This is a genomic window from Pseudomonas sp. GL-R-26 (assembly GCF_019947365.1).
In the GTDB taxonomy this organism is placed as follows: Bacteria; Pseudomonadota; Gammaproteobacteria; order Pseudomonadales; family Pseudomonadaceae; genus Aquipseudomonas.
Window position 1 is genome coordinate 1 of record NZ_JAGYGI010000070.1, and the last position, 3,287, is coordinate 3,287.

At 62.1% G+C, this 3,287-nt stretch carries 3 protein-coding genes and 1 pseudogene; 1 reads left to right on the forward strand and 3 read right to left on the reverse strand.

Annotation, left to right across the window (positions count from 1 at the left end):
* Positions 1-250: 250 nt before the first annotated feature.
* The 3 genes from KGA96_RS29505 to KGA96_RS29515 all read right to left on the reverse strand — a co-directional run bounded on the left by KGA96_RS29505 (position 251) and on the right by KGA96_RS29515 (position 2,703).
* On the reverse strand, positions 251-1,681 hold the full coding sequence (locus KGA96_RS29505; protein ID WP_223516071.1) for a heavy metal sensor histidine kinase: 1,431 nt from the start codon (positions 1,679-1,681) through the stop codon (positions 251-253).
* 8 nt (positions 1,682-1,689) lie between these two features.
* Positions 1,690-2,361 carry a heavy metal response regulator transcription factor gene (locus KGA96_RS29510; protein ID WP_046040381.1) on the reverse strand — a complete coding sequence of 224 codons (672 nt, stop codon included), beginning with the start codon at positions 2,359-2,361 and terminating at the stop codon, positions 1,690-1,692.
* 84 nt (positions 2,362-2,445) lie between these two features.
* The gene (locus KGA96_RS29515; protein ID WP_046040382.1) at positions 2,446-2,703 is read right to left on the reverse strand and encodes a DUF2790 domain-containing protein; all 258 of its coding nucleotides are present in this window, start codon (positions 2,701-2,703) and stop codon (positions 2,446-2,448) included.
* A gap of 371 nt (positions 2,704-3,074) precedes the next feature.
* Here KGA96_RS29515 and KGA96_RS29520 point away from each other — a divergent pair.
* A pseudogene (locus KGA96_RS29520) lies at positions 3,075-3,287 on the forward strand (tripartite tricarboxylate transporter substrate binding protein); the annotation flags it as partial.

Consider the following 3,287-nt stretch of genomic DNA (forward strand, 5'->3'; position numbering starts at 1 on the left):
CTGCGGGGGCGGGGGCGGGGGCAAGAGCAGGAGCAGGAATAGGAGCAGGTGCGTCGGCCATGTCCCCCGCCAACAGCCATCCCGTGCTTGCCGCCAGAACCGCGAAGGCGACGTAAATCATTGACTTCAAGACATTGCGCATCGGCGAACTCGACGGGTTGTTAGTCACATAGCCAATGAGGTTAGGTCATGACACGCACCCTTGAGCATTGTTTTGTCGGAAGTGCCCCATGTGGTTTTCGCTCAAACGCTACTCATGCTGTTGCCGCGCCGGGAAAAACAGTTCGAAGCAGGTGATGCCGTCGGCACTGCTGACATGGCAGGCACCGTTGTGCAGTTGCATGATCGTCGCCACGATCGACAGGCCCAGGCCATTGGATTGGGCCGAGCGTTCGCGGGACTCATCGACCCGGTAGAAGCGTTCGAACAGCCGTGGCAGATGCCGGGCCGGGATGGTCGGGCCGTGGTTGCGCACTTGCACCTGGATGCCGTCGGCGGTTGGGGTGGCGTGGATGCACAGCTCGGAATGTGGCGCGCCGTACTTGATAGCGTTGGCGCACAGGTTGGCCAATGCCCGGCGCAGCAACATCGGCTCGGCCCAGATCAAGCCGCTGCCCCGGGCATCGATGCAGATGCCAACGTCGGTCGCCGGGCCTTCGAAATAGTCGGCCATGCGTTGCATCTCGTCGGCGGCATCCAGCTCCTGACGCTGGCGCAGGGCACTGCGCGGATCGGTGCGGGCCAGGAACAGCATGTTGTCGAGCATGCGCGCCAGGCGTTCGAGCTCTTCGACATTCGAGGCCAACAGCTGCTGATAGGCGTCGGTGCTGCGGTTCTGCTGCAGGGCCACCTGGGTTTCGCCCAGCAGGTTGTTGATCGGTGTGCGCAGTTCGTGGGCCATGTCGGTCGACACCTGGCCCAGCTGGATGAAGCCTTTGTCCAGCCGGTCGAGCATGGCGTTGAAGGCGTCGATCATGGGCCGCAGTTCCAGCGGCGCGCCCTGGCTGTCGAGGCGTTCGTTGAGGTTGCCGACGTCGATGCTCTGGGTGTGACGGGCCAGGCGCCGCACGGGCAACAGGCCGCGATGCACCAGCACATAACCGGACAGCGCCAGCAGAATCGCCGCGACGCTGGCGAACAGGTACACATTGAGCCGGTAGTCGGCGAGTACGGCGGTGCGCTCGGTCATCAGGCGCCCGGTCACCACTTGCAGGCTGCCCAGGTCACCGGAATCGATGGTCGCCGCCAGGGCGGAAAACGGCACGCCATTGACGCTGGGCAAATGCTGCACGTCGTTCAAGGTCAGCCGATGATCCATGGCCACCGGGGTCAGCACCGGCATCGTCAGGTTGCCCGGGTTGACCACCAGCAACGGCGGCTGGCCCGGGGTGCCGATGGTCAACAGGGCCTCGCGGTTGCCCATCATGTTCTGGAACAGCGCCGGCTTGGCCTTGATCAGGTCCAGGGTGTTGCTGTCATTGAGGAAGGTACGCAACTGGTCGATGCGGGTGATCAGGGCAATGTCGTCGCGATGGATCAGCTCGCGCTCCAGGTCGCGGTACAGCGCCACGCCCAGCAGCGCCAGCGAGACAAACGCCAGCAGGGCAAACACCAGCGCCAGGCGCAGGGTCAGGGAGTGGCTGAGACGGGAGGCGGATTGCAGTGGCGTCATCGCATTCATGGGGGCGTTCAGGGTTGAGTGTCGAAGCGGTAGCCGATGCCGCGCACGCTGTGGATCAGCTTGAGCGGGAACGGATCATCGATTTTCAGGCGCAGGCGGCGCACCGCGACATCGACGACATTGGTGTCGCTGTCGAAATTCATGTCCCAGACCCGCGAGGCAATCATCGAACGTGACAGCACCTCGCCCTGATGCGTGGCGAACAGGTGCAGCAGGGCGAACTCTTTGTTGGTCAGGGTGATGCGGTTGCCGGCGCGGCTGACGCGGCGCTTGAGCACGTCGATCTGCAAGTCGTCGACGTGCAGGTGTTCTTCTTCCCGGGTAGGACCGCGCCGGGTCAGGGTGCGCAGGCGTGCCACCAGTTCGGCGAAGGAAAACGGCTTGATCAGGTAATCGTCGGCGCCCAGTTCGAGGCCTTTGATACGGTCGGCGATGTCATCCCGGGCGGTGAGGAACAGCACCGGTGTGTCGGCTTCTTTGCGCAGGCGGCGCAGGACTTCCCAGCCGTCCATCTTCGGCATCATGACGTCCAGCACAATCACGTCGAAATCGTGTTCCAGGGCCAGGTGCAAGCCATCGACGCCGTCCCGCGCCAGGCTCACGGTGTATCCGAGTTCCTGCAGGCCGTTGAGCAGGTAGTTGCCGGCCTTGGGTTCGTCTTCGACAACGAGGATGTTCATGGAAACCTGCCTGATCCGGTCGGGCTACAGGGGCGAGCCAGTGGCGAAAGTGTAGCCCGGTCGGCGGTGAATACAGGCATCCGCTCAGTTCTCACCAATGCAACCTACGCCCTGGACCTGATAGTCCAGTTGGTGCTCACGACCCTGGTGGTCGAGGTAGTTGAACTGCGCCGGAACAATGCCGCACTGGCCGTTGAGGTCGGTCATGGACAGCACTTTGGCCACATCCACCGGGACATAGAAGCCGTCCTTGTCGTGGATGACCGCCGAGGTGGGCTGGGTGGCGGCAAATGCCGAACCGGTGGCGAGCAGGGCGGCAAAACCCGCGATCAACATTTTCATGACGAATCTCTCTCTACAAGGGCAGGGTGGCTGCCGGTGGTTGGCCTGACAGTGAGTTCAGGCTAACGAAGTGATCCGGACAGCCGACCAACAGCTTGATGACAAAGTTGTAATGAAACGCCGGTTGGAACACTTCAAACCCTGTAGGAGCGAGCCTGCTCGCGATGGTCGCTAACGATTACGCGTGTTACCTGAATAAACGCGGTGCATTTACGTCCATCGCGAGCAGGCTCGCTCCTACAGGGTGTTGCAGCGCTTTAAAACAAATCAACCCAAGGATCCATGGCCTAAGCTTGTTCGCAGGCCTATGTTCATCGAACACCTCGATGGGCAAACGGCACCTATAAAAACAATGCAATCAGGAGATGCCCATGTCCGCTTTGATCCGTCGTTTCAGTCGCTGCATGGCCGCCGGTTTGACCGCTGCCGTGCTTGTCGCACCCGCGTTCGCGCTGGATACCGTGAAATTCATGGCCCCAGGTTCCGTGGGCGGTGGTTACGACCAGACCGCCCGGGTACTGGGCAAGGCCATGGTCGAGGCCAATACGGCCAAGGCGGTGACCTTCGAGAACAAGGGCGGGGCG

What these genes read in the sequence shown, in the direction of transcription:
- KGA96_RS29505 (WP_223516071.1), bottom strand. Translation starts at nt 1,681, where the DNA reads ATGAATGCGATGACGCCACTGCAATCCGCCTCCCGTCTCAGCCACTCC.
- KGA96_RS29510 (WP_046040381.1), bottom strand. Translation starts at nt 2,361, where the DNA reads ATGAACATCCTCGTTGTCGAAGACGAACCCAAGGCCGGCAACTACCTG.
- KGA96_RS29515 (WP_046040382.1), bottom strand. Translation starts at nt 2,703, where the DNA reads ATGAAAATGTTGATCGCGGGTTTTGCCGCCCTGCTCGCCACCGGTTCG.